Origin of the sequence: Methylocella tundrae (assembly GCF_038024855.1) — a bacterium.
Classification (GTDB): Bacteria; Pseudomonadota; Alphaproteobacteria; order Rhizobiales; family Beijerinckiaceae; genus Methylocapsa; species Methylocapsa tundrae.
Map to the genome: position 1 here is coordinate 2911538 of NZ_CP139089.1, position 26539 is coordinate 2938076.

Consider the following 26539-nt stretch of genomic DNA (forward strand, 5'->3'; position numbering starts at 1 on the left):
AAACGTGTCACATGTGGAGATCATGCAATGTGACGAAGGCCTTCAACAACACACGCGGATCGAACTGTCCTTTATAAACGGGCGCTGGTTTTGTATCGAGATCGAGCAGCTTCGAGACCGCCGCCTGTGCGGAACGGACCGAATATTCGACGGTGAAGACCACATCATCAGGCAGTTCCACAAATTGCCCGACGAAGCCGAGATTGCGCCAGCCTTCGGGCGCGACCGCCGGCCGGTCGCCCTTTTCCCGCCGCAGGAACTGGCTCGTGATGAAGGGCATCATGCAGGGGATAACAACGGTGGTCTCGAGGATGCGGGCGGCCCCGGATTCGATGCGGAGTTGACCGAGGATTTCGGTCATCAGCTCGCGCCCTGAACAAGCGGCCATCGGTTTACGGACGAAATCGCCGGGCGCATCGACATGAAGTCCATAGCCCCAGAACACATTGACGTCGCGCGGCTGGCCGATGAAGTGCGGCTGGTGCGGCAGCACGATCGACATGAGCCAGCTCGAATCCGCGAAGGTGATGAGGCCGCCCTCGCCGGGCGTGTTGCCGGTGAAGTCGCGAATGATGGTGAAGAAGGCCGGATCGCGCTGCGTCGCCGTGAATGAAACCCATTTTGATTCGTCGATGTGATCGGCGAAGGCGGATGGCTTTCCGAACTCCGGGCGGCCCTCGGCGATCTTCTCCCAAAGCGTCCAGGCGCCGCCTTCGCGCTTGCCGTTCAAAGCCGGCGGCGCCGTGTTGGAGCCAAGGTCCGAGGCCTCGGTCATCGAGCCGAGCGTCACGATGACATAGTCCCCGGGGCCGATGGCGATCTCCTCGCTCACGCCCGCCTTCTCGAAGACGACCCGCTCGACCGCCTTGCCGTCGCCGTCTTCGATAAAACGCAGATCTGTGACTTTTGCGCCGAGCACATAGGAGACGCCGTGCTCGTCCAGCCACGCCTTCAGCGGGCGCACAAGCGAATCATACTGGTTATAAACCGTGCGCATGATTCCCTTGAGCTGGTTGAATCCATCTATCATGTGCGCGAAACGCACAAGATAGCGCTTGAATTCGACCGCGCTGTGCCAGGGCTGGAATGCAAAGGTCGTGCACCACATGAACCAGAAGTTCGTCTCGAAGAAGGAGACGTCGAACTGATCCTTTATGCTGCTGCGGCCCAACAGCGCCTCGGGTTCGACCGCGAGCCGCTCCAGCGTCAGTATATGCCTCTCACTGAGCCCGAACTCGGGCGAATCGAGCTTGCGTCCGGCGCGCACGAGGCGAGACTTCGAGCCCGTCCTGATCACCTCGTTCCATTGAAAAATCTCCTGCGTGACGGTCCGGCTCTTGTCGATGGTTGGAATCGACGAGAACAGATCATAAGTGCATCGGTATTTGCTCTCCAGCATGCGCCCGCCGCGCGCGACATAGCCGTGTTCGGCCGAGCCCGCCCCATCGAGGCTGCCGCCGAGCCGGTCGAGTTCTTCGAGGATCGTGATGTTGCGGCCGGGGACATGCCCGTCACGGATGAGGAAGGCGGCGGCCGCGAGAGAAGCGATGCCGCCTCCGATGAGGTAGATCTTGGCGCCGCTTCGATCGGGGCGACGATTGGCGTCAGGACCCATGAGGCGCTCCTGTCTCGACAAGCATTCCAAAATCGCGGCGCGCAATGCCGAGCCTTGCGGCTCGCCTGCGTGACGTCATGACGGCTTGTATCATCTGGCCTCCTCGATGGACAGCGCGCGCCGCGCATCACGCGCGCCAGCGTCGTCCAGCGGCCGGCGCCCCAAGGGGGTCAGGCCGAGATGATCACCTTCAGCGCATTCGTATCCGCGGCGCGGCCGAATGTGTCATAGGCGTCGAGGATCTGATCGAGCGCGAATCTGTGCGTGATCAGCCGGGTCGGATCAATTTTCTTTGACTGCACGGTTTTGAGCAGCATGGGCGTCGTCACGGTGTCGACGAGGCGCGTCGTGATGGTGATGTTTTGCGACCATAGCCGCTCAAGATGCAGATCGACCTTGACGCCATGCACGCCGATATTGGCGATGACCCCGCCCGGCGCGACGATATCCTCGCAGATCAGGAAAGTCGCGGGGATGCCGACCGCCTCGATCGCCGTATCGACGCCGATGCCTCCGGTCAGCGCCTTGACTGCTTCGGCCGCCTTGCCGTCCGCGCTGTTGACCGTCTGCGTCGCGCCGAACTGGCGCGCGATCCCGAGGCGGCCATCATCGAGGTCGATCATGATGATTTCGGCGGGAGAATAGAATTGCGCGGTCAGCAGCGCGGCAAGGCCGATCGGTCCAGCGCCGACGATCGCGACGCTTGATCCCGGCGCGACCTTGCCATTGAGGACGCCGCATTCGAAGCCGGTCGGCAGAATGTCGCTCAGCATCACCAGCGCTTCCTCGTCGGCTCCGGCGGGGATCGGATAGAGGCTCGTATCGGCGTGCGGCGTGCGGACATATTCGGCTTGCGTGCCGTCGATTTCATTGCCGAGGATCCAGCCGCCGGTCGTGCAATGGGAGTACATGCCCCGCCGGCAGTAGTCGCATTTGCCGCAGGCCGATATGCAGGAAATCAGAACCCGGTCGCCCGGCTTGAAGGCGATGACGCCCGCGCCGACGCTGTCGATGACGCCAACCCCTTCATGGCCGAGGATGCGGCCGGGAGCGCAGGTCGCGACATCCCCCTTGAGGATGTGCAGATCGGTGCCGCAGATCGTCGTTTTGACGATTTTGACGATCGCGTCGCCCGGAGCCTTGATTTCGGGCTTCGGGCGGTCTTCCAGGGCTTTCTTGCCGGGTCCCTGATAAACGAGCGCTTTCATAATCTTCTCCAATCGTTGTCCGCGTCTGGCGCTTCTTGCCGTCTCGCTGGCGGGCAATGCAGCATGGGCGGATGGCGGGCGCCATGACCTCGGTCAAGGCGGGGGCCGAGCGCCGAACGTTGGATTGCTCCAGAGGCGGCGATGTGCTCCAAACCGCAATTCCACCGGCGCGACGGGAATGATAAGCTTGTTTCGGCGGTGAATCTAAACGTGGATTCCTTTATGCGCGCGAACAATGACATTCCCTCGGGGGATCGGTCTCCGGGCGCAGAGGCGTTGCAGCGCGCCGTGGAAGCGGCGGACATCGGCGTCTGGCGATGGAACCCCTTGACCGGCGCGGTTGACCTTTCCGCTCAAGCGGCGGTTCTGCTTGGGCGCCGTTCGAGCGCCCCGCTCGACTTTGCGGACTTCCTCGACTTGATCCACCTGATGGACAGGGCCGTCGCGCAAGACGCGCTGCAGGAGAGCGTCAGGACATTCAAAGGCTTCGACTTCGACTTCAGGACGGCCTCGCCGGCCGCGGCCGGCAGCTGGCTGAGAGCGCGGGGGCGCATCGGGGGCGGCGAGGGCGGCCCCATCGAGGCGCATGGGGTTCTGATCGACGCCGGCCGCCAGAAATTGGAGGAGGAGGCGAAGGACCGCCTCGCCGCGATCGTGACCGCGTCCGACGACGCCATCGTCGGCGAGACGATGGACGGCGTCATCACGGACTGGAACCGGGGCGCCGAAGCGATCCTCGGCTATGCGGCCGAAGAGATGATCGGCGAGACGATGGCGGCGCTTCTTCCTGAGGGGCATGAGGGCGAGACGTTTGCCCTTTTGGAGCGGATCAGGCGTGGCGAGCGGATCGAGCACTATGAAACCCTGCGCCGGCGCAGGGACGGCGAGATCATCGACGTATCGCTCACCGTCTCCCCGGTATTCGACGGATCAGGGCGCCTTCTCGGGGTCGCGAAAGTCGGGCGCGACATTACGAGGGCGAAACGGGAGCGGATGGCGCTGCTGGAGCGTGAAGCGCATCTGCGCTCCGTTCTCGACACAGCGCCGGACGCGATGATCGTCATCGACAGCCGGGGCATGATGCGATCCTTCAGCTCCACGGCGGAGCGGCTGTTTGGCTATACGGCCGAAGAAATACTCGGCCGGAACGTCAGCATTTTGATGCCTTCGCCCTATCGCGAACAACATGATTCGTATCTCGACCGTTACGTTGCGACGGGCGAACGGCGCGTCATCGGCCTCGGCCGCGTCGTCGTCGGACTGCGCCGCGACGGCTCGACCTTTCCAATGGAGCTGTCGGTCGGCGAAATGCGGTCGGGCGACAGCCGTTTCTTTACCGGCTTCGTGCGCGATCTCACCGAGAGGCAGGAGACCCAGCAGCGGCTGCAGGATCTGCAGTCCGCGCTTGTCCACATTTCGCGTTTTACAGCAATGGGCGAGATGGCCTCGACCCTCGCGCATGAGTTGAACCAGCCGTTGACGGCGATCGCCAGCTATCTGAACGGCTGCCGGCGCCTGCTCGACGGAAAGGAAAACCCGAAAGCGGCGATGATCCGCGACGCCATCGAGCGCGCGGCCGACCAGGCTCTGCGCGCCGGCCAGATCATCCGGCGGCTGCGTCAATTCGTGTCCCGCGGCGAAAGCGAGCGGCAGGTCGAAAGTCTCGCCAAGCTGATCGAGGAGGCGAGCGCGCTGGCGCTCGTCGGCATCAAGGAAACCGGCGTTCGCGTCGCCTTTTCATTCGATCCGCGCGTCGCCTTCGTACTGGTGGACAAGATCCAGATTCAGCAAGTCATCTTGAACCTGATGCGAAACGCCATCGAGGCGATGCAGGAAACCACCCGGCGCGATCTCATTATCTCCACGGCTGAATTCGACGATGGCATGGTCGAGGTCAGCGTCGCCGATACGGGACCCGGCATTGCCGAGGAGATCGCCTCTCAGCTGTTTCAACCCTTCGTCACCACCAAGCCCGACGGCATGGGAATCGGTCTTTCCATCTCGCGGACGATCATCGAAGCGCATGGCGGGCGGCTATGGGTCGAACCCAATCCCGAGGGCGGCACGATCTTCCGCCTCACGCTCAAGGCGCTGAGCCATGAGGAGCTGAACGATGGCCAGTGATCCTGTGGTTCACCTGATCGACGATGACGACGGGGTGCGCCAGGCGCTGGCCTTTCTGCTGACGGCCTCGGGCTTCGCCGTCAGGGTTCACGAGTCGGCGGCGGCCTTTCTCGACGCCATAGCGACCGTGCAACCGGGTTGCGTCATCACCGACGTCCGAATGCCGGGCATGGACGGGCTGGAGCTTCAGCGCCAGTTGAAGGCGAGGCGCCTTGGCCTGCCGGTTATCATTATGACCGGCCACGGCGACGTGCCGCTCGCCGTCGAGGCGATGAAAGCGGGCGCCATTGATTTCCTCGAAAAGCCGTTCGATGACGAATCGCTTCTGACGGCGGTCCGCATCGCGCTCGACCGTCACGCCCGCAACGCCCGCCGCGACGACGAAGTGACGACGGCGAGGGCAAAGCTCGCCAGCCTGTCGGCGCGCGAACTCGAGGTGCTGGACGGCCTCGTCGCCGGGCAACCCAACAAGACGATCGCTTACGATCTGAACATCAGCGCTCGCACGGTCGAGGTCCATCGCGCCAATGTAATGACCAAAATGGGCGCGTCCAGCCTGTCGGAACTGGTGCGGATGGTGTTCGTGGTCCGATCCGCTCCCGTGGACTGACGCGTGAGGCGGCTCGAACGCCGGCCGCCTGTTTAGAACGGCTCTTGGGGTTGCGCTGAATCAAGGCGCGGCGACGCCGTCTGCCGCTACCATTTCCATCATGAATCAGATTTTTACGCGATGTAGCGGCTCGTGGGACGCTGGAGCTTCATCTATGCCTGACCGCGAGCATCTCGTCCTGATCGCCGATGACGACCAGGGGGTGCGCGATGCGCTTCAATTCGCGCTCAGGCTCGAAGGCGTCAATGTGCATGCTCACAGGGACGGCGTCGAACTGCTGGCCGACATCGATCTGCCTCGCGCCGGCTGCGTCATCCTGGACGATGGCATGCCGCATATGGACGGCTTCGAATTGCTGAGGCGTCTTCGTGCGCGCAACATACGGCTGCCCGCGATCCTTCTCACCAATCATGCGACGGCGGGGCTTCGCGCGCGGGCCGGCGCCGCCGGCGTCCAGTTCGTTCTCGAAAAACCCTTGCTCGACAATGCCTTGGTCGACAGCGTCCTCACCATCCTTGGCGAGGACGACGGGGTCGCGCCCTAGCTTGAGCACCAGCCCGCAAGCGGAAGCCGTTTTGGACGGCGTCATGCTCTAACTTATTGATGAGAAACGAATTTGAGACTTTTGACGGGATCGCGGCGCGATTGCGTCCAAAGTCGTCCGGCTTTCGTCCAGGCCGGGCGCTACGTAGAAGCCCGTAGGACCAAACCCGATATTCGCGCCGCCGGCTTGGCGCTACACGAGACGCACGGTCTTTTTCAAGACAGGAGCTCTCGATGCCAGCCTCTCTTTCGATCTCTGCCGATCACAGATTTGCGGCGGTTCACGCCGCTCCTTCGCGGCTCGCGTGGGCGATCCCATCCGCCGAAAGGCGCGATGGCGGCTTCGCTCAGGCGGGGCAACTGCTGCATTTTTTGCCCGACGCCGAAATTTACGCGGATGGCTGCGACAACGTCTCTTTCTACAAGGTGGTGAGCGGCGTCGTGCGGACCTGTAAGTTCAGGAGCGACGGCCGTCGGCAAATCGACGCTTTCTATCTCCCAGGAGACATGTTCGGTTTCGAGACGGGCGCCGAGCATCGGCTTTCCGCCGAAGCGGTCAGTGAATGCGCGGTGGCCTCCTATCGTTGGCGCGGTCTTGACGCGATCGCCTCCGCCGACGATTGGACGGCGCGGCAGTTTCTCTCCTATGCGCTGCAGAACCTGCGGCGCGCCCAGGAGCACTCTCTCGTGCTCGGGCGGCGCAGCGCGTCCCAGAAAGTCGCCGCTTTTCTGATCGACATGGCGGACCGCGGGCCTGCGGGCCAAACGATAGATCTCGCTATGGCGCGCCAGGATATGGCGGACTATCTGGGACTGACCATCGAGACGGTGTCGCGGACGCTGTCCCAGCTCGAGCGCGAGGGCTTGATCTCTTTGCCGTCGGCCCGCCGCATCTGCATCACGAATCGCATCGCGCTCCATCGTCTCAGTTCATAACGCCCGCAAGCAGGGGGCAACGCCGCACACGCAGGCTTGTCTTTGCACTGCAACAATTTTGCTTTACGCTCCAAGAGCGAAGTTAATCTCAAGAGCGAACGGGTTGCGCGATGAACCAGGAGCTTTTCCGGCCGCTTCAGCCTGCTGCGCCGGCGCAGAGCCCGGTTGCCGCTTTGCCGGAGAAGGCGGCTTTCGGAGCGAGGGAGCTCGACGGCATTCTCCATGCGGCGGAAGGCAATGTATCGGGCGGCATGTCCCTCATTGCGCCGTGGCTCGCATTCATGGACTGGGGCGCGCATCTCGCAAACGCTCCGATGCGGCGTCTGGAACTCGCAAGGGCGGCTGCGCATCAGTGGCGGCGCCTCGCGTTCGCGGACGGCGGCGCGACCTCGATCGTTCCGCCGCCGACGGATCATCGCTTTGGCGATGCTGCGTGGCGCAAGCCGCCTTTCAATATGTTCGCAAACGCGTTCCTGCTGGCCGAGGAATGGTGGGCGATGGCGGCGAGTGGGCCTGCCGGGGTCGACCGCGGCAACCAGCGCGTCGTATCCTTCGCGGTGCGCCAGCTCCTCGACGTGTTCTCGCCCTCGAACTTTCCCTGGATCAATCCGGAAGTCATTCGGGCTACGAAGGACACAAATGGCGGCAACTTTGTCGCCGGGGCCGTCCACCTTCTGACCGATCTGCAGGAATCCGTGTCGGGCCGCCCCTGCGGCCCGGACGAACTCCGCATCGGGCGCGATCTCGCAGCGACGCCGGGCAAGGTCGTGTTTCGCAACGATCTGATCGAACTGATCCAATACGCGCCGACGACGGCCGAGGTCCGGCGCGAACCGGTGCTGATCGTTCCGGCCTGGATCATGAAATATTATATTCTGGATCTTTCGCCGGAAAATTCGCTGATCCGCAATCTTGTCGCACAGGGGCACACTGTCTTCGCCATTTCCTGGCGCAATCCAGGCCCCGAATTCAGAAACGCCACGCTCGACGATTACCGCGCCAAGGGAGTCATAGCGGCGCTCGACGCCGTGAGCGACATTTGCCAGGGCGCCAAGATCCACGCCTGCGGCTATTGCCTCGGCGGCACGATTCTTTCGATCGCCGCGGCGGCGATGGCGCGCGACGGAGACGACCGGCTGGCGAGCGTCACGATGTTCTGCGCGCAGACGGACTTTACCGAGGCTGGCGAGCTGCAGCTGTTCATCACAGAGGACCAGCTGGCTTTTCTCGACGACGTCATGCGGGCGCAAGGCTACCTCGACAGCCGCCAGATGTCCGGGGCCTTCCGGCTGCTGCGCTCCAACGATCTGATCTGGTCGCGCTTGATCAAAATCTACCTGATGGGCGAGCGCGACCATCCGAACGATCTCATGGCCTGGAACGCGGACGGCACGCGCATGCCGGCCCGCATGCATGGCGAATATCTGCGCCGCCTCTTCCTTGACAATGAGCTCGCCGAGGGCCGCTTCACCGTCGGCGGCAAGCCGATTGCGATCAGCGACATCCGCGTTCCGTTGTTCATCGTCGGCACGGAGACGGACCACATCGCGCCCTGGCGTTCAGTCTACAAGATTCATCTCCTGAACGACGCCGACCTCACATTCGTCCTGACCTCCGGCGGCCACAATGCAGGGGTCGTCAGCGAGCCCGGCCACCCGCATCGGCATTTTCGCGTCGGGCATCGCCCGGTCGGCGCGCTTTACATCGGCCCGGATGAATGGCTGGCTGACGCGGAGCGCCGCGAGGGCTCCTGGTGGCCGGCGTGGTGGAACTGGCTCGACTCTCTTTCCAGCGAGCGCATCGCGCCGTCGGCGACAGGTTCAAAGCGCTACCCGGCGATCGAAGACGCGCCGGGCCAATATGTTCTCGAACATTGAGCCCCAGATGACCTCCGCGTCCGACGCCCAGATGATCGAAAATCGCACTTTCGACGAGCTTGCGGTCGGCGACAGCGCCAGCCTCTCGCATACGGTGACGCAGCAGGACATTGATCTCTTCGCGGTCGTTTCGGGCGACGTCAATCCGGCCCATATGGATCCTGCCTACGCCAAGACCGATATGTTTCATCGGATCATCGCGCATGGCATGCTGGGGGCGAGCCTGATCTCGACCGTTCTTGGCACGGAGCTGCCGGGGCCGGGGACGATCTATCTCGGTCAGGATCTGCGCTTCCTTCGGCCCGTCAGCATTGGCGACACGATCACGACGTCCGTCACCGTCGCGGAAAAGCATCCGGAAAAAGGAAATCTGGTTCTCGATTGCCGCTGCCTCAATCAGAACGGCGAGCTTGTCATCAGCGGCGTCGCTCACGTGCGCGCGCCGACGGAAAAGGTGCGTCGGCAGCGGATAGAACTCCCCGATGTGCGGCTCAGCCGGCATGAACGCTTCCACGCGCTCCTTGCCGCGACGGAGGGCTTGGAGCCCGCCGTGACGGCGGTGGCCCACCCTTGCGACGCCAACGCGATCGGCGCGGCGGTGGAGGCGGCTCATGCTGGCCTCATTACGCCGATCCTGGTCGGACCCAAAGCCAAGATCCTGAAGGCGGCGGAGGCGGCCAAGGTCGATATTTCGGCGTTCCGGCTCGTTGACGCGCCGCACAGCGTCGCCGCCGCGGCCGCCGCCGTGGCGCTGGTGCGGGACGGCGAAGCGGCCCTCCTGATGAAGGGCTCGCTGCACACCGACGAATTGCTCCACGCCGTTCTGGCGCCCGACAGCGGACTTGGCACAGGGCGCAGGCTCAGCCACGTCTATCTCATAGACGCGCCGGGATATCCGCGCCCGCTTCTTTTGACCGACGCCGCGGTGAACATCGCGCCCGATCTCGACCAGAAACGCGACATCGTGCAAAACGCCGTCGACCTCGCGCATATCATTGGCATCGAGAAGCCGCGGGTCGCCGTGCTTTCGGCCGTCGAGACGGTCAATTCGAAGCTGCGGTCGACCGTCGACGCCGCCGCGCTTTGCAAGATGGCCGAGCGCGGACAGATCACGGGCGCGTTCGTCGACGGGCCGCTCGCCTTCGACAACGCCATCAGTCCCGAAGCGGCCGCCGAAAAAGGGATCGTCTCCAATGTGGCGGGCTGCGCGGACATACTGGTCGCGCCCGATCTCGAGGCGGGCAATATGCTGGCGAAGCAACTGACCTTCCTCGGCGGCGCCGACGCCGCCGGCATCGTTCTCGGCGCGCGGGTTCCGATCATCCTCACGAGCCGCGCCGATTCGGAGCGGACCCGCATCGCCTCCTGCGCCGTCGCCGCGCTCATCGCCCATCGTAAAAAGTCGGCGGCCCCCTGAGGACATCGACGGGCAGAGATGCACGGTCGATGCGTCGGGGGTAACCAGCCAGAACGGCATTCAGCCTTTCAGGAACATGCGATAGGCGGGATTATCCGTCTCCTCCTCGAAAGGATAGCCGAGGCTGGCGATACGCTCTTCAAAGCGCGCCCTGTCCGCTTGCGGCGCCTGCACGCCGACCAATACGCGGCCATAATCGGCGCCGTGGTTGCGATAATGGAATAAAGTGATGTTCCAGTCCGCGCCAAGACAGTCGAGAAATTTGCGTAGCGCGCCGGGCCGTTCGGGAAACTCAAAGCGCAGGATCACCTCGTCGCTGAGGCCAGGGGCGCCGCCGCCGACCATATAGCGGACATGGAGCTTTGCGGTTTCATCGGCGCTGATGTCGAGCACGCCATAGCCGGCCTTTTTCAATTGCTCGATCACGACGCCTTTTTCGCTTTTCGCCTCGGCCAGCTTCAGACCGACGAAAACATGAGCCTTTTCGCCGCCGGCGTAGCGGTAATTGAACTCGGTGATGGTGCGGCTGCCGAGAATCTCGACGAAGCGGCGATAGCTGCCTCGTTGTTCGGGGATCGTCACGCCGAGCAGGATCTCGCGCGCTTCGCCCACTTCCGCGCGCTCGGCGACATGCCGCAGCCGGTCGAAATTCATATTGGCGCCGCTGTTGATCGCGATGAGCGCGCCGGTCCGTTGCGGGTTCTTCAGCGCATAGGCCTTGAGCCCGGCAAGGGACAGCGCGCCGGCCGGCTCGGCGATGACGCGCATGTCCTCGAAAATATCCTTGATCGCGGCGCACATTTCGTCGGTGTCGGCGAGCAGCACGTCATCGAGCAGCTTGCGGCAGAGACGGAACGTCTCGACGCCCGCCTGGCGAACCGCGACGCCATCCGCGAAAAGGCCGACGCGATCGAGGATGACGCGCTCGCCGGCGTCGATGGCGGCTTTCATTGATGCGGCGTCGACCGGCTCGACGCCGATCACCTGCGTCTCGGGCCGCAGGAACTTCACATAGGACGCGACGCCCGCGGCAAGGCCCCCGCCGCCGATCGGCACAAAGATCGCTTCGATCGGGTCCGGATGCTGCTGCAAGATCTCCATGCCGATCGTGCCCTGGCCCGCGATGACGTCCGGATCGTCGAAGGGATGCAGGAACGTCAGGCCATGCTCCTTCTCAAGACTCTTTGCGTGGGCGTAGGCCTCGTCGAAGGCGTCGCCGTAGAGCACCACATTGCCGCCCCAATAGCGGACGGCGTCGATCTTGATCGGAGGCGTTGTCACGGGCATGACGATCGTCGCCGCTATGCCGAGGCGCTGAGCCGACAAGGCAACGCCTTGCGCGTGATTGCCGGCCGAGGCGCAGATGACGCCGGCCGCGCGCGCCTCGGCTGACAGCCTTGCGATGCGATTATAGGCCCCTCGAATTTTGAAGGAGAAGACGGGCTGCAAATCCTCACGTTTCAGAAGGGCCGGGCAGCCCAGCCTCTGGCTGAGCCGGGTCATGCGTTCGAGCGGCGTCACCGACGCGACGTCATAGACGCGCGCGTCGAGGATTTTACGGACGTAATCGGTCACTGTTTGGCCTCAAGGGGGCAGGGCGCAGCTCCCGGCGGAGCCGCGTTCAGCGTGAGGCGAGGATCGTGGTTCAGCCGGTATTGCGCAAGCCCGCCGCTATGCCGTTAATGGTGATGAGGATCGAGCGCAAGGTCTTGTCGTCGTGGTCGCCGCCGCGCCAGCGCCGCAGCAGCTCCACCTGCAGATGGTTCAAAGGCGCGATGTAGGGAAAGCGGTGCTTGATCGCGCCGGCGAGAGCCGGATTATCGGCGAGCCGCGTCGTCGCGCCGGTAATCTCGTTCAGCGCCTTCGTCGTGCGCCGCCATTCATGGTCGAGGGAAGCGAAGACGGCGTGCGCGAGTTCCTGATCCGGCACCAGCTCCGCATAGCGTTTGGCGATCCCCATGTCGGCCTTGGCGAGCACCATGTCCATGTTCGACAAAAGCGCGCGGAAGAATGGCCATTCGGCGTTCATGCGCTGGAGCAGCGCCATCTTTTCCTTAGGCGCGCCGGCGATGAAATGCTCGACCGCCGAACCGAATCCGAACCAGCCCGGAAGATTAAGGCGCGCCTGACCCCAGGAAAAGCTCCACGGAATCGCCCGCAGATCTTCGATCCGCCGCGTCGATTTGCGCGAGGCCGGACGCGAGCCGATGTTGAGTTCGGCGATCTCGGCGATCGGCGTCGCGGTGAAGAAGTAATCGACAAAGCGGGGATTGTCGTAGATCACTGCGCGGAAGGCCTTCATGCTGGCTTGCGAAAGCTCCGCCGCCGCGTCGAGAAACGCCTGCGGGACCGCGCCCGCCGACGGCAATAGGGTCGCCTCAAGGGTCGCCGCGACAAGGGCCTCGAGGTTGAGCAGCCCGATTTCCGGATTTGCGTATTTGGACGAAATGACTTCGCCCTGTTCGGTCAGCCTGATCTGTCCATTGACCGTCCTTGGCGGCTGCGCGAGGATTGCCTGATAGCTCGGGCCGCCGCCGCGTCCGACGGTGCCGCCGCGTCCGTGGAAAAGGCGAAGCGCGACGCCCTGATGCTGCTCGAACAATTTGGCGAGAGCGGTGGAGGCGCGGTAAAGCTCCCAATTACTGGTGAAGAAGCCGCCATCCTTGTTGCTGTCGGAATAGCCGAGCATGATCTCCTGCTCCGCGCCGGAGGCGCGCACCAGATCGGCGACGCCCGGCAGCACATAGAAGGCGCGCATGATGGCTTCGGCGTTGCGCAGATCCTCGATCGTCTCGAACAGCGGAACGATCATGAGTTCGGCTGAAGCGCCGGCGTCGCCAAGGACGCCATGCATCATGCCGCATTCTTTTTGCAGAATCAGAACCTCCAGAAGGTCGCTGACCGTCTCGGTATGGCTGATGATGTAATGCACCACGGCGCGAGCGCCGAAAGACTGACGCGCGTCGCGCGCGGACTCGAAGATCTCAAGCTCCTCTTCCGTGCGGGGCGAATAGGCGACGCCCGGAACGCGCAGCGGCCGCGGATCGCGCAAAAGGTCGACGAGGAGCTTTTGCCTCTGCGCTTCATCGAGCGCGGAGTAATCGTCAACCACTCGCGCGACGCGCAAAAGCTCCTTCAGCGTTTCGTCGTGCCGGTCGGAGCTTTGGCGCAGATCGACCGAGGCTAGGTGGAAGCCGAACACGTCGACGGCGCGGCGCAGCGGCCCGAGCCGGGCGGGAACCAGGGCTGCGGCATGATTGGCGCGAAGCGAAGCCTCGACGATGGCGAGATCGGCCTGCAGTTCGCCGGCGTCCGCGTAAGGTTCGCCCGGCGGAACGGCGTGCCGCAGAGCCTCGCCGCCCGTCAGCAGCAAAAGCGTGGCGGCGAGCCTTGAATAGATGCCGATCAGGGCGCGGCGATAAGGCTCGTCCTCGCGCTGCGGATTTTCGTCTCCGGAGCGGTCCGCCAGATCCCGAAGCTCGGGCGTGCAGCCAAACAGCTTCCCCGAAATCGAAAGTTCGCCGCCAAGTTCGTGAATCTCGCGCAGATAATAGCGCAGCGCCGCGTCGCATTGGCGTCTGAGGGCGAGTTCAAGCGTCGAGGCGTTGACGTTGGGATTGCCGTCGCGGTCGCCGCCGATCCATGAGCCCATGCGGAAGAAGCATCCGACCGGCGCGCCGCCGAGATGATCCTCGAGTTCGGCGTAAAGGCGCGGAATCTGCCGCAGGAAGGTCGTGTTGTAAAAGCCGAGCGCGTTTTCGATCTCGTCGCGGACGGTCAGCCGCGCATAGCGCAAAAGGCGGGTCTGCCAGAGCTGCGCGATTCTGGCGCGCAGCAGAAGTTCATTCTGCTTGCGCTCGCGCTGGCCTTTGATGCTTTCCCGGGCGAGGAGAAGCTGGGCGACTGAACGCTCGGCGTCGAGCAGGCTCTTGCGCTGAACTTCCGTCGGGTGGGCGGTCAATACGGGAGAGATGACGCTGCGCCCGATCGCCCCGGCGATTGTCTCCGGCGCGATGGCCGCGGCCGAGAGGCGCTCGAACGTCTTGGCGAGCGTGCCGCCCTCGTGAAGGTGCGGCTCCTTTTCGGCCTGTTCGGCGCGCCGGCGGATATTGTGGCGATCCTCGGCGATATTGGCGAGATGGGCGAAATAGGTGAACGCCCGTATCACCGCCATCGCCTGTTCCGACGTCAGCCCATGCAGCAATTCGTTCAGTTTGCGTTCGACCTCGAGGTCGGCATCGCGCTGGAAGGCGACGCTCAGACGGCGAATAGTCTCGATGCGCTCGAACGTGTCTTCGCCTTCCTGCTCGCGAATGGTTTCGCCGAGCAATTGGCCGAGCAGACGAATGTCGTCGATGAGCGGGCGCTCGATTGCGGCCGCCCCATTCGCCGAAACTGGATCGATAGCTTTCGTCATCAGGGCCTCATTTTAGGGTAAAGCTACGCCGTCTCTGGCGCGTCAGATGGGGCGAAGGGAGCGCGACGCTCACTTTTCGAATGGCTTAAGGCGGGGCTTGGCTGTTTCCTCAGCGAATATTGGCGTGTCGGCTTTTCCGGCGCGCGCGCGGGCGGCTCTCTCGTTGCAGCAAATAGGGCGCCACTTGAGCCGGCGCGCCGGCGGCGGCGCACTCCAGTGTCCAGGCGGCGATACGCTCGATTGACAAAAGCCGCGATCCTCCGAGAATGAACCTAAGAGCAAGACAATCCAAACCGCTGCTGGATCGCCGTTTCGGCGACCCGCGGATGGAGGAAGCGCCGCCATGACAGGTTCTGTCCCGAAGGCCGCTGCTGGACCGCGCTCAATTGCGCTTATAGGCCCCCAAGGCGCCGGCAAGTCCACTTTATTCGACGCGCTCCTGCTCGCGGCGGGGGCGCCGGCAAAGCGCCAGACGGACGTGCGCGGGCGCCCTGGCTCCGAGGCGAGGCTTGGCCATTGCGCCTTTCTCGGCGAGCGCTGGTCGATTCTCGATTGCGCCGGTTCGGTGGAATTTGCTTTTGAAACGTCCGCCGCGCTGATGGCGGTCGATCTTGCGGTGGTTGTCTGCGAACCGACGACCGAGCGCATCTCGAATCTGCCGTTGCTCCTGAAATCGCTCGAAGAGCACAACCTGCCGCATCTCATCTTCATCAACAAGATAGATACGCTCGCGGGCTCGTTCCAGGATGCGATCGCGGCGTTGCAGACGCATTCGACGCGTCCGCTGCTGGCGCGCCAGCTGCCGATCCGCGCCGGCGACGCCGTCATCGGCTATATCGACGTCGTGACCGGGCGCGCCTACCGCTATGGCGAGAAACAGAGCGTCGAGCCGATCGAACTGCCGCCGCAGATGCGCGAACCCGAAAAGCAGGCGTTGACGGGCCTTACCGAAACGTTGGCGGATCAGGATGACGCCTTGATGGAGAAGCTCCTCGAAGACGTCACGCCGACGCCGGAGGAGCTTTATCAGCACTTGCGCAAAGACCAGGCGAAAGGCTCGATCGTCGAAGTGCTGATCGGCGCGGCGAGCCGCGGGCATGGCGTCTATCGCTTGTGGAAAGCCTTGCGTCACGACGTGCCGACGGCGATTGAGACGGCGCAGCGGCGCGGCGTTCCGGCTGGTGACCAGCCGGCGGTTCAGATTTTCAAGACGGTGCAGGCTGGCAAGCTCTGCTACGGCCGCGTCTGGCGCGGCGCCCTGCGCGATGGCGCGACGCTCGATGGCGTCCGTGTCGGCGGCATCTACCGCTTCGCCGGCGCGGAATCGGTTCGCGCGCCAGAAGCCGACGCCGGGGAGCTTGTTGCGCTCGGCCGCCTCGACGGGGTGGCGACCGGCGCGTTTCTCGGCGGCGCGCAGATGGAGCCCTTCCCCGAGCCGCCGCCGCCGGTCTATGAACTCGCCGTGACGACGAAGGATCGAAAGGATGACGTCAAGCTTTCCGCCGCTCTGCAAAAGCTTGTCCAGGACGATCCTTCGCTCAGCATCGAGCATCGCCCCGAGACGGGCGAGACGGTGCTAAGGGGGCAGGGCGAGATCCATCTCAATGCGGCGATCGAGCGCCTTTCCTCGGTTTATAATGTTCTCGTTACGGTCAGCGCGCCGAAAATCGCCTATAAAGAGACGATCCGGCGCGCGGTGTCGCAGCATGGCCGGGTGAAACGCCAGACCGGCGGCCACGGTCAGTTCGCCGACGTGAAGCTCGAGGTAGAACCGCGCCCGCGCGGCGCAGGCTTCCTGTTTACGGATAAGATCGTCGGCGGCTCCGTGCCGAGGAACTATATTCCCGCGGTGCGCGAAGCCGCCGAAGAGGCGATGCAGAAGGGCCCGCTCGGCTATCCGGTGGTCGACGTCGGGGTGACCCTTGTCGATGGCGGCTTCCACGCGGTTGACAGCTCCGATATGGCGTTCAGGACGGCGACGCGCATCGCGATCGCGGAAGCTTTGGCGAAGGCCGAGCCTGTGTTGCTGGAGCCGGTCGACCACATAACGGTCAGCGTGCCAAATGCCTTCACGGCCGCCGCGCAACGCTTGCTGAGCGGGCGCCGCGGCCAAATCATGGGCTATACCGAAAAGCCCGGCTGGCCCGGCTGGGACGATGTCGAGGCGCTGGCTCCCGCCGCCGAGCTGCATGACTTCATCATGGATCTGCGCTCGGATACGATGGGCCTTGGCGCTTACCGCCGCCGGTTCGACCATCTCTCGGAGGCGCGGCGGTAAATTCGTCGCGCAGGGCCGGCGGTTTGGCGAAAAGCTCGCCAGCCGTCGCCGTCAGAGCCGCCGCGACCTTTCCAGTTGTCCTTGCAAGATGCATCGACGCGAGACTGCGGGTCGAGAAAGGCGCGCATCGCTGCGCTGACCGGCGGAATTTCAATCTTGCGGCCGAGATCGGCCCCCTGACGCTCTCTGAAGCTGGCCGAGCGCTGCATGCCAAAAGCCGCGCCGGTTTCTTCAAGCGAGCGTTGATCGGCTAAAAGCCCGCGCATCAAACTAAAGGGAACAGCACATTTTCCAATTATATGCATTTGGAAAACGGTCTAGTTTTCGCCCGCCCGCTCCGCCGCCCGGAGCAGAACAGACAGGACTCTCATGCCTCTTTTACGATTTGACCTCGTCGAAGGCCGCTCCGACGAAAGCCTCGCCGCCCTTCTCGATGCGGCCCATGCAGCCATGCTTGATGCGTTCCACGTGCCCGCGGACGACCGCTATCAGATCGTTAACGAGCATCCAGCCTCTCGCATGGTCATTAAGGATACGGGTCTTGGGATTGCCAGAACCGCCAATGTCGTGGTTGTCCAGGTAACGACTCGCCCGCGCCCTCAGGCGCAGAAGGTCGACTTCTACGCCCGTCTTGCCCGTTATCTGCATGAGCGCTGCGGCGTCGATCCGGCGGACCTCATGGTGTCCTGCGTCGAGAACACTGACGAGGACTGGTCGTTTGGTCACGGGCGAGCGCAATTCCTCACCGGCGAGTTGTGAGGCCACGGGGCGGGCCGGCGGTTCGGTCAGCCCGCGGCGCCCTGATCGATGGCGACGACGAGGCGCCCGCGCACGGCTCCCTCGAGTATTTTCGAGGCGTAGCCGATCGTCTCGTCGAGGCCGATTTGATGCGTCAGGGAATCGAGCCTCCTCGTATCGAGATCGCTCGATAACCGGCGCCAGGCCTCGAGGCGGTCGGGCATCGGGCGGTAGACGCTGTCGATCCCTGCGAGAGTGACGCCGCGCAGGATGAAGGGCGCGACGGAGCCGGGCAGATCAAGCCCCTGCGCAAGTCCGCAGGCGGCCGCCGCGCCCCCATAGCGCATGGCCGCGAGGACATTTGCGAGAGTATGGCTGCCGACGCTGTCGATCGCGCCGGCCCAGCGCTCCTTTTGCAGCGGTTCGCCGGGCGAAGACAGCTTCGCACGGTCGATCACTTCCCCCGCGCCGAGACCTTTCAAATAATCTGCTTCCGCCGCCCGGCCTGTCGAAGCGACGACGGCATAGCCGAGCTTATGCAACAGCGCGATGGCGATGCCGCCGACGCCCCCCGCCGCGCCGGTGACGAGCACCTCGCCCTTGTCCGGCGTGACGCCATTATGCTCCAGCGCCATAACACAGAGCATCGCAGTATAACCCGCCGTGCCGATCGCCATTGCCTGACGCGGCGTAAACGCTTTCGGCAGCGGAATCAGCCAGTCGCTTTTGAGGCGCGCGCGTTCCGCGAGACCGCCCCAATGGACGTCGCCGATGCCAAAGCCATTGACAAGGACGAGATCGCCGCGCTTGAATTTCGGGCTGCCGCTGTCTTCCACGGCGCCGACGAGGTCAATGCCCGGAACCATAGGAAAATGACGCACCACAGGGAAACGGCCGGTGATCGCCAATGCGTCCTTGTAGTTCAGTGTCGAATAGGCCACGCGCACCGTGACGTCCCCGTCCGGCAATTGAGCCTCGTCGAGCTGCGTCAGTTTTGTCGCGTAAGACCCGCCGGCTTTATCGGTCAGCAAACCCTTGAACATGTGTTTCCCCTGCAACGGCGCCGGCTCGCCGAGCCCCGGCGGCCGCAGTTAACATGACGAGCGGCATATCAAAGTCAGCGCGGGTATCGCAGCGTTCAACAGGGCGGCGCCGGGAGATAACGGCTTTTCCCCCGTCGCGCTATTCGATGACCTCGGTCGATGGCCGATCATCGCCGTCGGCGCGCTCGGTTTTCCATTTTCCCTTTTCGGTTTCATATTCGATTTCCTCGGTCTCTCCCGGCGTCCTCTGTTCTTCCGCCACGCGTTTCGCCGCGGCGACAGCAGCGGCATGGCTTGGGAAAGTCTCCGAGTACACGCCATCCAACGTATAGGCCCAGCCTCCATCGTGCTCGACTACATGATAGGCAATTTTACTCATGTCGTTGCTCCTCTTCGATCCGGAACCACAGGCAGTCTCGCGTGCCGGCCAATCGCTCCCGGCGTTGAAGCGGCAGGGGATCAGCGGAAATGAACGATGAGCCGTTGCTAACACGCCTCCGCTCCCAACTCAATTCATGGCGCGCCGGGCTGTTTCAAGGCCGCACGGCGCCGTATGGTGGCGTTTATGGTCTTGCCCGCGCTCAGGCAGCGCGCGCCCGGCTCGCCGGGCAGGTCGCGGGCGCGCACGCAAAAGCCAAATGGGGGAATGATGCTGGAAAGGAAGCGGCGCCGAAGCCCTTTGCTGAGCCGGACGCGAGCCGGCAGGGCGCTCGTCCTGCCGGAATGTCGCGCTGATGGATGACGCGGCGAAAGATCCGCCACTGTCGCAAGCCCCGGCTGCGGCGCCGCCGCGAGACTCCCGGGCGAGATGGCTTTATCCGCTCCTGCGCGTCATTCTGGTCGCGGCGATTGGCTATCTCGCCTGGTTCATCGCGGGACATTGGAACCGCTGGACCGGCGCCGCCCGCTTCGAGACGACCGACGACGCCTACATCGTCGGCGACGTCACGCCGCTCGCGGCGAAGGTTTCGGGCTATGTGAAGACGGTCGCTGTTGGCGACTATCAGCCCGTGCGCAAAGGTGATCTCATCGTCGAAATCGATCCTTCCGACTACACTGCGGCGCTGGAGCAAGCGGAGGCTTCTCGCGCGGCGGCGCAGGCGAGCCTCGATAATCTGGCCAACCAGAAAGACGTGCAGCGGGCCCTTGTTCGTCAGGCCGAGGCGACGATCGAAGCAACGCAAGCGGACCTCAAGCGCTACCAGCTCGAACAGAAGCGTCAGCAGGAATTGCTGCAAACCCGCATCGCCGGGCTGCCGCAACTGGCCGAGCAGGCGGACGCCAATGAAAAACGCACCGAGGCGCAACTCCTCCTGAATCAGGCGCAGCTCGATCAGCAAAAGGCCCTTCTCTCCAGTCTCGACGTCCAGAAGAAACAGCTTGAGGCGCAGTTGCGCGCAGCCGCCGCCGCGGCCGATCTCGCGCACAACAATCTGACCTATACGCGCATCCTTTCGCCGGCCGATGGATTGGTCGGTCAGCGCCAGGTGCGCCCGGGACAATTCGTCAATGCGGGCGCGCAGGTGATTGCCGTGGTGCCGCTGCCCAACATCTGGGTGATCGCCAATTACAAGGAAACGCAAATGACGAACATCCGGATTGGAGAGCCGGCGCGCGTTACCGTCGACGCCTTTCCGGATCTGAAGCTGACCGGCCATGTCGACAGTTGGTCTCCAGGCACAGGCAGCACATTCGCCCTGCTGCCGCCAGATAATGCGACGGGCAACTTCACTAAAGTCGTCCAGCGCGTTCCGGTGAAGATCGTGCTCGATCCGAACCCGGCGCTCGGCGCTTTGGTGCGGCCGGGCATGTCCGTCGTCGCCACGATCGATACGAGAAACGGCGAGGGGGCTGGCGCTGGCGCGGCTATGGCGCCGCCTGCCGCGACCAAGTGATGGCCTCTCCTGTTTCGATCGCGTCAGCCGCGCCGCCGCGCCTTCGCGCCGATACGCTGCGCCCCTATATCGGCATTCTGGGTGTTTTGCTTGGCGCGATGATGAGCACACTTGGCAGCCGCGTCACCACCTTTGGCCTTACCGATCTGCGCGGCGGCCTCCATGCCGGCTTCGATGAAGGCGCATGGATCACGACGAGTTTCGGCGTTGGTCAGATGATGAGCGGCGTCGCCTCTCCCTATATGGCGGCCGTCTTCGGCGTGCGGCGTTTTCTGCTGCTTGGCATCGTGCTGTTCTTCACGACAAGCCTTCTCGCGCCGCTGTCGCCTAATCTAAACGCCTTCCTCGCGGCCCAGTTTCTCGGCGGCCTCGGCTCCGGCACGTTCATTCCGCTGACCATCAGTTTTATTGTGCGCAGCCTGCCGCCGCGTCTCGTCATCTACGGCGTCGCTGTCTATGCGATGAATTCGGAAATGTCGCAGAACATCGGCGCTTCCCTCGAAGGCTGGTTTTCGGACCATCTGTCGTGGGCGTGGATCGACTGGCAGTATTGTTTCGCCCTGCCACTGATGTTCGGCTGCATCTTTTATGGCGTGCCGCGTGATCCCCCGACGTCGATGTGTTTGCGCGATCTGGATTGGCCGGGGCTCATATACGCCGGGTTCGGCTTCGCGCTGCTCTACGCTGGTCTCGATCAAGGCAACAGGCTGGACTGGACCAACAATGGCCTCGTCAACGGCTTTTTGATTTCAGGCGCGCTGCTAACGATGTTCTTCGTCGTCAGGGAACTCATCGCGGCGCGTCCCTTCATCAACATACGGCTGATGGCCCGCGAAAACCTGTTGCTTCTCATGGCTCTCCTGGCCGGCTATCGCTTCATCATCCTCTCGACAGCCTACATCATCCCGAACTATTTGCAGACCGTGCAAAATTTCCGGGAGCTTCAGGTAGGAGCCGTGTTGCTTTGGATCGCCCTGCCGCAGTTCGCCATCGTCCTGCTGCTTGGCGCCTTGCTGAAACGCGCCGACGCGCGTCTCGTGCTGGCGTTCGGCACCGCCTTGATTGGCGCCGCCTGCCTGATGGCGACCAACCTCACAAGCGAGTGGGCGACCGATGACTTCCTCCCCTCGCAGATCCTGCAGGCGATTGGTCAATCATTCGCGCTGACCGCGTTGATTGTCTTGATCGTTCGTTCGATCAATCCGGCGGACGCTTTGACGATCGGCAGCCTGATGCAGATGAGCCGTCTGTTCGGCGGCGAGATCGGCACCGCTTTCATGCAGACTTTCGTCAGGATCCGCGAACAGATCCACTCCAATCTCGTCGGCGCGCATGTCGACGGGTTGGCGGCGTTAACGATTGAGCGCCTCGCGGCCTATCGCGCCGCCGTCGGCGCGCGCACGGCCGACCTCGAGGAGACGGCCGCGCGGGCGACCAAACTTCTCGCGGCGAACGTTGCTCAACAGGCTTCCGTGCTCGCCTATATCGACGGCTTTCTGGCCGCCGCGGCCGGCGCTTTCGCCTGCCTTATTCTCGTCGCGCTGCTACGCCGACAGCCGCCCTCGCCATTTTGAAACGGGGTTTCACGCATGCGAGCCGGCGCATCGCCGCGCTCGCCGGCGCTTTGGATCGCTCATTCCGCAGCGCGCCGCAAAGCGCGCTCAAGCTCGGCGTCGAGATCGCGGCTGACCGCGGCGACCCGTTCGTCGCCAAACTGACCAAAGAGCGTGGAGGGTTTGTCGTATTCAAATGTCGCGCCTCCCGCCGCGTTCTCATACAGCACAACCCGCAGCGGAGCATAAAGCGCCGCCGGTAGCTCGTGCTGCGTCATCATGGTCGCCGTGAGCGGATTGCCGATTTCATATTGCAGCGCCTTGCGGGACCGGCCGGCGCTGCGCAGAAAAGCGCCGTGGTCGCGCTTCAGGAAGATGAAAAGCTCCGCGCCATGCTCCAGCTTTTTGGCGAGCCCGCTATCGCCATTCGTCAACGCCGCCGCGATCGCCGGATCGATCGGGGGAAGAGCGCCGTCAAGCGCCGCCTCGACTTGCTCGAACGTCTTTGTCGTCTCGATTTTGACGTGCTCGACCTCTATCACGCGCTCAGTCACGACAGGAGCGGCGAGGGCGGCCTCGATCCCGGTTAGCGTCACGAGGCAGACGGACGCCAGCGCGATCATGCGAGATGCCTTCGGCGGACGCTTGGGCGGACGCTTGCCGGGCGCGGCCTTAACGCGATCGGCCGCCGGCTGACGCGAGCGAGTCCGAAGCCCGGCGGGGCGGCTCGTTTGACCTTCGTTCAGCATGGCCTCTCGCCCCTGGTCGCTCACTCTTATCTCGACAAAATTATATGATCATGATAAGCTGATTAAGCTGGAAGCGAAACGACGTCAAGGCGCCCATTTCGCAGAATGCCCGCAAACTGAATGTCAGCCTCGACGTTCACCGCGTCCAGTCCTTGGCGCAGTCTTTCGGCGCCGGCGCCGGGCGACCTTTGCCGACCCTTTGAACCGGTCGATTCATCAGAGAGAGTCCTCGACTGGTTGGACGAGATCCCTGAATTCACGCTGGCTCTTTTCGATCGTTCTTATAAATCGAACAATTCAATACAGAAAATGCGTTGGATAGATTAATCATCAGTCATCATATTGGCCGGGACGATTGAGGATTCCGGCCATGAACGCGCCCACCCGACCCGATTTCCACGCTACCCTGCATTCCACGGCTTTGAAGCCGGGCTCCCATCTCGCGCATGTCGCGCCCGCGCGCACCAGCATCTGGCCGGGCCTGATTCTGGCCGCCGCGATCGCGGGACTTGCCTTCGCGCTGAGGCAATTGCCGGGCCTCTCCGCCTTCAGTCCGATGATTCTCGCCATCGTGATCGGCATTGGCTATCGCAATATGATCGGAACTCCGGCGCGTCTCAAAGCGGGCATCGCCTTTTCGCTGCGCCGGATTTTGCGCTTCGGCATCATACTGCTGGGCCTCCAGTTAACGGCGACGCAGGTGATCGCGGTTGGCGCCAGCGGCGTCAGCGTGATCGCCCTGACGCTCGTCGCCACCTTTCTGTTCACCAAATGGGCTGGTCAGATCCTCGGCGTCGACCGCAAGCTTGCTGAGCTGATCGCGGCCGGAACCTCGATCTGCGGCGCTTCCGCGGTCATCGCGACGAACACAGTGACCGGCGCCCATGACGAGGATGTGGCCTATGCGGTCGCCTGCGTCACGGTCTTTGGATCGATCGCGATGGTCGTCTACCCGATGCTGCCGGCGCTGTTGCACCTTGACCCCCACGCTTATGGCCTATGGGCTGGAAGTTCGATCCATGAGATTGCGCAGGTGGTCGCCGCCGCCTACCAGGATGGCGAACAGGCGGGCGAGTTCGGCACGATCGCCAAGCTGTCTCGCGTGATGATGCTCGCGCCCCTGGTCATCACTCTTGGCCTCGTCGCTACGCGCCGCGCCCGCCGCGACGGTCACGGTCACATCCAGGCCAAAGCGCCGATGCCCTGGTTCGTCCTGGGCTTCATCGCGCTCGTCGGCGTCAACAGCATAATAAGCGTCCCCGGCGAAGCGAAGGCGCCGATCGTCATAGCGACGACTTTTCTTCTCTCAATGGCGCTTGCCGCGATGGGACTCGAAACGGACATCGCCAAGCTGCGGGCAAAGGGCATTCGTCCCTTCGTGTTGGGCTTTGCCGCTTTTCTCTTCGTCGCATTCTTCAGCTTGATGCTGGTCAAAATGACGACGTGACGCCCGTCGTGATGCTGGACCAAGATCACTATCGCTTCCGGGACTAAAAATGTGTTTATGTCGCAAGATATCTATACGTTTGCTAGGGGTGGTAAAATATACTTTAAGGCCGACGGGTTCATCAAAGACCGATTCATGTTTGCAAGCGCGTTCCCGTTTGCGTTGATGCGGCAAGGCGTCGAAGACATGGAAGGCCCTGGTTCAATCGGCTGCCTCCGACAACGCGCCGCGGCGCGATGCAGGCTGGCTATTCAAACTAAATTTCAATGATGGGGAGGAGACGACGCGATGGTCGACCTGCGATTTGGACGACGCCAATTCCTCGAACGCGCGAGCGCCCTTGGGGTCATGATCGCCTCAGGATCTTTCGGGGCTTCGGCTGAAACCCTCAATCTTCACTTGCCGGGCCCGCCGAGCGAGCGCCCCCTGACCAAGGCGTTCCCGCAGAAGGGCGAGATGATCCTGCAACGGACGCGGCCGCCGCTACTCGAGACGCCGTTTTCCGTCTTCGACAAGGGCGTTTTCACGCCGAACGACCAGTTTTTTGTGCGCTGGCATCTTGCCGACATACCGGAGTCGATCGACGTGACCTCGTTCCGTCTCTCCGTCAAAGGTCTGGTGAACCAGGAGCTGTCGCTGAGCCTTAGCGAAATTCTCGCGCTGCCGCGGTTTGAGATCGCGGCCGTCAATCAATGTTCGGGCAACTCGCGCGGATTTTTCCAGCCACGCGTTCCGGGCGGCCAATGGGGCCACGGCGCCATGGGCAACGCCAAATGGACAGGCGTCCGGCTGCGCGACGTATTGGACAGAGCTGGCGTCAGGGCCGGGGCCGTTCAGGTGCGCTTCAGGGGGCTCGAAGAAGGCGTGCTGCCGGCGACGCCGGATTTTATGAAGTCGCTCGACATCGATCATGCGCGCGATGGCGAGGTCATGATCGCTTATCTCATGAACGGCGAACAGCTGCCGATTCTCAACGGCTTTCCGCTCCGGCTAATCGTGCCCGGCTGGTATTCGACTTATTGGATCAAGATGCTCAGCTCGATAGAAGTGCTCGGCGAGCCTGACGAAAACTTCTGGATGAAGACGGCCTATCGGATCCCCGACACGCCAGGCGCCAATGTCAAGCCTGGGGAAAAGGGATTCAAGACCGTTCCCATCAGCAGGATGGTTCCGCGCTCCTTCATCACAAACCTTTCCGCCGGCGCCACGATAGAAGCGGGCAAGCCGACATTGGTTCGCGGTCTTGCGTTCGGCGGCGACTCGGGCGTCGCGAGCGTCGACTTTTCGGCGGATGGCGGGACAAGCTGGACGCCGGCGACGCTGGGTACGGACGAAGGGCAATACAGCTTCAGGCTCTGGCAGATCAACTTCACTGCGGCGGAGCGGGGGCCGCGGATGCTGATGGTGCGGACGACGAACAAAGCTGGCCTTACGCAGCCGCCGCTTCCGACCTGGAATCCGGGCGGCTACATGCTGAACGTCATTGAATCGACGCCGATCACCGTCTCTTAAAGGTAGGAAGGGTTTGCCCATGATCACGCAGATCTTCGCCGCGGTTGCGCTTTGCGCCTCGGTCGGCTGCTCCGTCGCGGCGGAATCGGAAACCACCGTTTCGGCCGCCGGCGTCACGCTGAAAAGCGTCTCCGTGACTTTTCCCGAAAGCGATCGTCGCTTTCCGGGTGGAGCGAACGCGAAGGCGATTAACAGCAATTGCCTGATATGCCACTCGAGCGGCATGGTGCTCTACCAGCCTCGGCTTTCGCCAACCGCGTGGGGGGAAGAAGTCGCGAAGATGCGGAAGACCTACGGGGCGCCGGCCCCTGATGAGAGCGTCGCCGCGATCGTCGACTATCTTTCCGGGCTTGACCCCCAGGACTAGAGCGCTCTCCGATCGAATGGAGTCATTCGATCGATCTGACCGGCCTCGCTTCCTGTGCATCAGCGCGGCTTTAATGCGCTTCCGTATTATTCGCGCTTTAATCGGCTGCGGCTGTTTTTGCCGGCTGTTGTCATCGCGATTATTGTATTGCGATCGAGAAAGGACCGGAGAGCGAAGCGGGATTCCTTTGCCGCTCGCCCTCCGGCAAGG

20 protein-coding genes are annotated in these 26539 nt (G+C 63.2%); 13 read left to right on the forward strand and 7 right to left on the reverse strand.

Features of this window, described 5'->3' with window-relative positions:
* Nucleotides 1-7: 7 nt before the first annotated feature.
* Both SIN04_RS15670 and SIN04_RS15675 read right to left on the reverse strand, forming a co-directional pair.
* On the reverse strand, nt 8-1615 hold the full coding sequence (locus SIN04_RS15670) for an oleate hydratase (RefSeq protein ID WP_341264047.1): 1608 nt from the start codon (nt 1613-1615) through the stop codon (nt 8-10).
* A gap of 170 nt (nt 1616-1785) precedes the next feature.
* On the reverse strand, nt 1786-2823 hold the full coding sequence (locus SIN04_RS15675; RefSeq protein WP_134490663.1) for a zinc-dependent alcohol dehydrogenase family protein: 1038 nt from the start codon (nt 2821-2823) through the stop codon (nt 1786-1788).
* Between the two features lie 222 nt (nt 2824-3045).
* On the opposite strand from SIN04_RS15675, the gene SIN04_RS15680 reads away from it, so the two are divergent.
* The 6 genes from SIN04_RS15680 (at nt 3046) to SIN04_RS15705 (ending at nt 10330) form a co-directional block, all read left to right on the forward strand.
* Nucleotides 3046-4947: a PAS domain-containing sensor histidine kinase gene (locus SIN04_RS15680; RefSeq protein ID WP_134490665.1), complete on the forward strand. Its 1902-nt coding sequence runs from the start codon at nt 3046-3048 to the stop codon at nt 4945-4947.
* Nucleotides 4937-5557 (forward strand): response regulator FixJ, encoded by a 621-nt coding sequence (gene fixJ, locus SIN04_RS15685; RefSeq protein WP_134490667.1) that lies wholly within the window; start codon nt 4937-4939, stop codon nt 5555-5557. The genes SIN04_RS15680 and fixJ overlap by 11 nt, the downstream gene beginning before the upstream one ends.
* A 154-nt stretch (nt 5558-5711) precedes the next feature.
* Nucleotides 5712-6101, forward strand: a complete 390-nt coding sequence (locus SIN04_RS15690) for a response regulator transcription factor (RefSeq protein WP_134490669.1) — start codon at nt 5712-5714, stop codon at nt 6099-6101.
* Nucleotides 6102-6334: 233 nt separating this feature from the next.
* Nucleotides 6335-7036, forward strand: a complete 702-nt coding sequence (locus tag SIN04_RS15695) for a helix-turn-helix domain-containing protein (protein ID WP_174512440.1) — start codon at nt 6335-6337, stop codon at nt 7034-7036.
* Between the two features lie 110 nt (nt 7037-7146).
* Nucleotides 7147-8913, forward strand: a complete 1767-nt coding sequence (locus tag SIN04_RS15700) for a PHA/PHB synthase family protein (protein ID WP_134490671.1) — start codon at nt 7147-7149, stop codon at nt 8911-8913.
* Between the two features lie 7 nt (nt 8914-8920).
* Nucleotides 8921-10330 carry a bifunctional enoyl-CoA hydratase/phosphate acetyltransferase gene (locus SIN04_RS15705; protein ID WP_244605839.1) on the forward strand — a complete coding sequence of 470 codons (1410 nt, stop codon included), beginning with the start codon at nt 8921-8923 and terminating at the stop codon, nt 10328-10330.
* Nucleotides 10331-10390: 60 nt separating this feature from the next.
* Here the strand turns inward: SIN04_RS15705 and ilvA are convergent, their stop codons facing one another.
* The gene (gene ilvA, locus SIN04_RS15710; protein WP_134490673.1) at nt 10391-11905 is read right to left on the reverse strand and encodes a threonine ammonia-lyase, biosynthetic; all 1515 of its coding nucleotides are present in this window, start codon (nt 11903-11905) and stop codon (nt 10391-10393) included.
* Between the two features lie 70 nt (nt 11906-11975).
* Nucleotides 11976-14747, reverse strand: coding sequence for a phosphoenolpyruvate carboxylase (gene ppc / locus SIN04_RS15715; RefSeq protein ID WP_134490675.1), 2772 nt, complete (start codon nt 14745-14747; stop codon nt 11976-11978).
* Between the two features lie 343 nt (nt 14748-15090).
* Here ppc and SIN04_RS15720 point away from each other — a divergent pair, with 343 nt between their 5' ends.
* Both SIN04_RS15720 and SIN04_RS15725 read left to right on the forward strand, forming a co-directional pair.
* Nucleotides 15091-17025 carry an elongation factor G gene (locus SIN04_RS15720; RefSeq protein ID WP_134490677.1) on the forward strand — a complete coding sequence of 645 codons (1935 nt, stop codon included), beginning with the start codon at nt 15091-15093 and terminating at the stop codon, nt 17023-17025.
* Between the two features lie 369 nt (nt 17026-17394).
* Nucleotides 17395-17784, forward strand: a complete 390-nt coding sequence (locus SIN04_RS15725; protein ID WP_134490679.1) for a tautomerase family protein — start codon at nt 17395-17397, stop codon at nt 17782-17784.
* 26 nt (nt 17785-17810) lie between these two features.
* On the opposite strand, the gene SIN04_RS15730 is transcribed toward SIN04_RS15725, so the two are convergent.
* Nucleotides 17811-18806 carry an MDR family oxidoreductase gene (locus SIN04_RS15730; protein ID WP_134490681.1) on the reverse strand — a complete coding sequence of 332 codons (996 nt, stop codon included), beginning with the start codon at nt 18804-18806 and terminating at the stop codon, nt 17811-17813.
* Nucleotides 18807-18945: 139 nt separating this feature from the next.
* Nucleotides 18946-19185: a DUF2188 domain-containing protein gene (locus SIN04_RS15735; RefSeq protein WP_134490683.1), complete on the reverse strand. Its 240-nt coding sequence runs from the start codon at nt 19183-19185 to the stop codon at nt 18946-18948.
* Nucleotides 19186-19540: 355 nt separating this feature from the next.
* Here SIN04_RS15735 and SIN04_RS15740 point away from each other — a divergent pair, with 355 nt between their 5' ends.
* On the forward strand, nt 19541-20701 hold the full coding sequence (locus SIN04_RS15740; RefSeq protein WP_134490685.1) for an HlyD family secretion protein: 1161 nt from the start codon (nt 19541-19543) through the stop codon (nt 20699-20701).
* Entirely contained in the window at nt 20701-22275 is a 1575-nt protein-coding gene (locus SIN04_RS15745) for an MFS transporter (RefSeq protein ID WP_134490687.1), read from the forward strand. The genes SIN04_RS15740 and SIN04_RS15745 overlap by 1 nt, the downstream gene beginning before the upstream one ends.
* A 59-nt stretch (nt 22276-22334) precedes the next feature.
* Here SIN04_RS15745 and SIN04_RS15750 read toward each other — a convergent pair whose 3' ends face one another.
* Nucleotides 22335-22877 carry a DUF302 domain-containing protein gene (locus SIN04_RS15750; protein WP_134490689.1) on the reverse strand — a complete coding sequence of 181 codons (543 nt, stop codon included), beginning with the start codon at nt 22875-22877 and terminating at the stop codon, nt 22335-22337.
* Between the two features lie 496 nt (nt 22878-23373).
* Between SIN04_RS15750 and SIN04_RS15755 the strand changes: the two genes are divergently transcribed.
* From SIN04_RS15755 to SIN04_RS15765, 3 genes are all read left to right on the forward strand, one after another.
* Nucleotides 23374-24450: a YeiH family protein gene (locus tag SIN04_RS15755; RefSeq protein ID WP_134490691.1), complete on the forward strand. Its 1077-nt coding sequence runs from the start codon at nt 23374-23376 to the stop codon at nt 24448-24450.
* Between the two features lie 288 nt (nt 24451-24738).
* Complete coding sequence (locus tag SIN04_RS15760) at nt 24739-25962, forward strand: molybdopterin-dependent oxidoreductase (RefSeq protein ID WP_134490693.1); 1224 nt, start codon at nt 24739-24741, stop codon at nt 25960-25962.
* Between the two features lie 19 nt (nt 25963-25981).
* Nucleotides 25982-26329 (forward strand): cytochrome c, encoded by a 348-nt coding sequence (locus tag SIN04_RS15765; RefSeq protein ID WP_134490695.1) that lies wholly within the window; start codon nt 25982-25984, stop codon nt 26327-26329.
* Nucleotides 26330-26539: the final 210 nt, after the last annotated feature.

Bases quoted from the DNA above. Each gene is read 5' to 3' on its own strand.
- fixJ (WP_134490667.1), top strand. From the start codon at position 4,937: ATGGCCAGTGATCCTGTGGTTCACCTGATCGACGATGACGACGGGGTG.
- SIN04_RS15720 (WP_134490677.1), top strand. From the start codon at position 15,091: ATGACAGGTTCTGTCCCGAAGGCCGCTGCTGGACCGCGCTCAATTGCG.
- SIN04_RS15755 (WP_134490691.1), top strand. From the start codon at position 23,374: ATGAACGCGCCCACCCGACCCGATTTCCACGCTACCCTGCATTCCACG.
- SIN04_RS15760 (WP_134490693.1), top strand. From the start codon at position 24,739: ATGGTCGACCTGCGATTTGGACGACGCCAATTCCTCGAACGCGCGAGC.
- SIN04_RS15700 (WP_134490671.1), top strand. From the start codon at position 7,147: ATGAACCAGGAGCTTTTCCGGCCGCTTCAGCCTGCTGCGCCGGCGCAG.
- SIN04_RS15765 (WP_134490695.1), top strand. From the start codon at position 25,982: ATGATCACGCAGATCTTCGCCGCGGTTGCGCTTTGCGCCTCGGTCGGC.
- SIN04_RS15690 (WP_134490669.1), top strand. From the start codon at position 5,712: ATGCCTGACCGCGAGCATCTCGTCCTGATCGCCGATGACGACCAGGGG.
- SIN04_RS15705 (WP_244605839.1), top strand. From the start codon at position 8,921: ATGACCTCCGCGTCCGACGCCCAGATGATCGAAAATCGCACTTTCGAC.
- SIN04_RS15695 (WP_174512440.1), top strand. From the start codon at position 6,335: ATGCCAGCCTCTCTTTCGATCTCTGCCGATCACAGATTTGCGGCGGTT.
- SIN04_RS15745 (WP_134490687.1), top strand. From the start codon at position 20,701: ATGGCCTCTCCTGTTTCGATCGCGTCAGCCGCGCCGCCGCGCCTTCGC.
- SIN04_RS15730 (WP_134490681.1), bottom strand. From the start codon at position 18,806: ATGTTCAAGGGTTTGCTGACCGATAAAGCCGGCGGGTCTTACGCGACA.
- SIN04_RS15670 (WP_341264047.1), bottom strand. From the start codon at position 1,615: ATGGGTCCTGACGCCAATCGTCGCCCCGATCGAAGCGGCGCCAAGATC.
- SIN04_RS15725 (WP_134490679.1), top strand. From the start codon at position 17,395: ATGCCTCTTTTACGATTTGACCTCGTCGAAGGCCGCTCCGACGAAAGC.
- SIN04_RS15680 (WP_134490665.1), top strand. From the start codon at position 3,046: ATGCGCGCGAACAATGACATTCCCTCGGGGGATCGGTCTCCGGGCGCA.
- SIN04_RS15735 (WP_134490683.1), bottom strand. From the start codon at position 19,185: ATGAGTAAAATTGCCTATCATGTAGTCGAGCACGATGGAGGCTGGGCC.
- SIN04_RS15675 (WP_134490663.1), bottom strand. From the start codon at position 2,823: ATGAAAGCGCTCGTTTATCAGGGACCCGGCAAGAAAGCCCTGGAAGAC.
- ppc (WP_134490675.1), bottom strand. From the start codon at position 14,747: ATGACGAAAGCTATCGATCCAGTTTCGGCGAATGGGGCGGCCGCAATC.
- SIN04_RS15750 (WP_134490689.1), bottom strand. From the start codon at position 22,877: ATGATCGCGCTGGCGTCCGTCTGCCTCGTGACGCTAACCGGGATCGAG.
- SIN04_RS15740 (WP_134490685.1), top strand. From the start codon at position 19,541: ATGGATGACGCGGCGAAAGATCCGCCACTGTCGCAAGCCCCGGCTGCG.